General features: G+C 52.5%; 1 protein-coding gene. It reads right to left on the bottom strand.

The genetic code is table 11. From position 1 onward, the window contains the following. Positions 1-239: 239 nt before the first annotated feature. A complete protein-coding gene (locus tag AC629_RS43015) occupies positions 240-1247 on the bottom strand; it encodes a hypothetical protein (protein ID WP_084810664.1) in 1008 nt (335 codons plus the stop codon). Positions 1248-1458: the final 211 nt, after the last annotated feature.

The raw sequence follows: 1458 nt of genomic DNA, 5'->3' as shown, positions 1-1458 counted from the left end.
TATGATGACCCACGACTCGCCCTCCTTGTTTGAGGCTCTGCCCAGTCCATCCGGGCAACCCTCGTTGCAACATCGAGGGTGAGTCGCCTCATTTTGTGGAGGGGACATACAGTCTAGCGGAAATCACCGAGTTAGGCGCTTTCACCAATTGGAGACTGCTGGCTTGCGGGCCGAAAGCTCAGATCGTGAGAACGAAAATTTAGCCAGGCAACGTACTTGATGAGGAGAAGCCCGCTCGGTTATCGCTCGGGCCTTTCTCCGCTCGAACGTTCCGAGTCTAAGCGGTTCTCGAACCTAAAATTGAAAACATTGCCAGCGTAGCCGGTAAGAGTAACTCCGTTTTGCCGATCTTGAACTCGCAACTTGCCATCGGCTTCGTTGGGACCTTCTGGCGCAAGTGTCGCAGTCAGGCTCGCTAACGCGCACTTACTGAGATCTGTGGAGTGTTTTCCGCAAATCGCCCCCGATTGAAGTTTCCAATGCAGGACAGATATCGTCCAGAGCCGGCTCGGCGGAGGCTGACAAGTAAACGATATAATGTCGCCGTCCGGAGAATAATACGTACCGTACTCAGGGCAGGCGGAGGCTCCTTGTTCTTTGGATAGGCCTGCCACATCATTTGAGAGAAACGTATTTCCTACCAGGAATGAAATCCCGCGTGATCCAGAGATCGAAATAACTCCGTCCTGGGTGTGCGTGTCCGCTTCTCTTATCTCTTTGCTGGGTTTTACCCTGTCGAGTTCGATCACGCGGTCAGTGAAACGATCATCGAACAGTGGCGCGCTGGCCTGATTGCCTTTGACAATATCGTAGATGTCGTACCGGGGCTCGCCCTGGTCGTATATCATCAGGCCGAGCTTATCGCTGTTTGAGTGTGGGGCCTTCAAAATAGTCGGTGCGTCGTCACACGGATCGACAGAAAAGCAAATCTCAGCGTTTTCAACATCCCACGATTGAACGCTGCAGCCCGGGCCGAATGATCCTCCGCATCTGTACCACACCCGGTTGTTTGGATAGTAATTGATTTGAGGCCTCTTGGCGCCGGTTTGCCCTTTACGTAGTCGATCGTCATGTTTTACGGCAGAATTGCCGACGAGAAAGTCGACCGCTTGGGCACCAGACAGTTCGACGTATCCGGCCTTCTTCAACTCTTTGATTTTATCCTCGAACGACTTGCCATCGGCCGCGGCAAATGTCGTCATCGCGAGTGTGGCTAATGTGAGAAAACCAAGAAAACCGCGGCCCATGTCGGATCGCTCCTTTTGTTACAGCCCCAACGGTCGATCGCTGGCTGACATGTTTGGGCTTTATCGCGACCAAGCAGCTTTATTGTACCAGTATATTTGGCATTGCCACTGTGTCTGCTGCTAACCGTTGTAATGTTTATCAATCGCGAGGTGCCTTAATCGTCAGATCGATCACACACGGCGGCGTCAGACCTATGAATGGTTACCGAAG

Origin of the sequence: Bradyrhizobium sp. NAS80.1, assembly GCF_001908205.1 — a bacterium.
Classification (GTDB): domain Bacteria; phylum Pseudomonadota; class Alphaproteobacteria; order Rhizobiales; family Xanthobacteraceae; genus Bradyrhizobium.
This window is presented reverse-complemented; position numbering and strand designations above follow the sequence as displayed.